A 1,390-nucleotide genomic window follows, 5' to 3' on the forward strand; every position below is an offset into this window, starting at 1 on the left:
TTTTTTCGGGTGCTAGTGGTTTTAAATTCGCTGTTTTCTTCTAGTTCATTAACAAAGGCACTGGCATCTTCCAAAACTTCTTTCTCAACCAAGCTATCCATAGAAGCATTGGCTTTGATAAAAGCGCTGTCTATAGCTTGACGTTTGCCTCGAACCATGCCTTTGAACACACACATTCTGAGTACTTCTTGAAAAAGATGCAAAAATACTTCTTCACCATATAAGCCTCGTGTACGGCTGATGGTGCTATGCCAAGGCAATTCTTCATCGATATCATAACCTAAGAACAATCGGATAGATAAGCTATCGGAACAATAACGAATGAGTTCTCTATCGCTATTAATATTATTCAGATAACCAACTAATAACATTTTAAAGAAAACTACCGGATCGATACTCTATCTCACTGAATTTATATTTTTTTATAGGTGTTCGATGATATGCTTCGCAGTTCTTGACCTTCTGTACCGTAATAATCCTGGGTAGCTTTTCGTAAAAAATGAAAATCTATCGCATCGTTTAGAACCCTGTAAAAATTATCCTTGGGAACCAATTGATCCAAATTGACTGTGGTAAATAACTTGGGAGTAAATGTCTTTGTGCCTTGCATAACTAAATATACAAAAAATCTTATATTTGAGTTGTGCAACGGGCACAGGCGTTTGGCAAGATTGCGAATTTTGTGGTAAATTCACGTTTACGTTTCGCAAGAAATTTTATCTTTAACAGATCCGAGGCTGAAAGCCGAACGGATGAAATACAATAAGCAGTTCCGAAGTTCGCCACTTCATTAAGCCGGCGGAACGTTATATGCCATTATCCACACGCCTTCTTATAAAATGAAACATTTGATATTTTACATTCTAATTTTAATCTTTCTTTCAAGCTGTGAAGTTGATAATAATAAATTGTTTGAAAGTCTGAATAAAGAATTCTTGGAAGCTATTTATAAAAACAAAGCTAAAAAGTTTGTTTATCAGGTTGATGGTTTAGTTCCGCAGGAATCGTTCTTTATAAATAGAAAACTTAAATACTTAAAATATCATCATGGTCCTGAAAATGGCTCAATAGATTATCTAATTTACTTTGACCTGAAAACCGATTCGGTTTCAAAAATAATACGACGAGAAGTTGGTTTTGGTAATCATGATGAAAACTACAATGATTCAATCTTTGTCTTTTCAAATAATTTAAAAAATCATGAATGTTTTGTGGGAAATAAATTGACGGATTCAACACCAGCAATAAAAAAAGTGGAAATTGATAGAACATTTATAAGGGCTATGAAAAGCGAAACCGAAAAGAAATATAACGGCATATAACAAAGAACTGTGCTTAAAAACAAATAAAAAGTATTTTTTTTAAATAAATTTAGGCATGGTACTTCTAT

At 33.3% G+C, this 1,390-nt stretch carries 2 protein-coding genes; one reads left to right on the top strand and one right to left on the bottom strand.

Annotated features, from left to right (window positions below; genetic code table 11):
- Positions 1-371 (bottom strand): transposase (locus ACFO7M_RS15690; protein ID WP_379736751.1); only part of this gene is annotated, 371 nt, incomplete at its 3' end.
- Between the two features lie 468 nt (positions 372-839).
- Between ACFO7M_RS15690 and ACFO7M_RS15695 the strand changes: the two genes are divergently transcribed.
- Complete coding sequence (locus ACFO7M_RS15695; protein WP_379736753.1) at positions 840-1,322, top strand: hypothetical protein; 483 nt, start codon at positions 840-842, stop codon at positions 1,320-1,322.
- Positions 1,323-1,390: the final 68 nt, after the last annotated feature.

It is taken from the genome of Flavobacterium sp. GCM10023249, assembly GCF_042653365.1.
Classification (GTDB): Bacteria; Bacteroidota; Bacteroidia; order Flavobacteriales; family Flavobacteriaceae; genus Flavobacterium.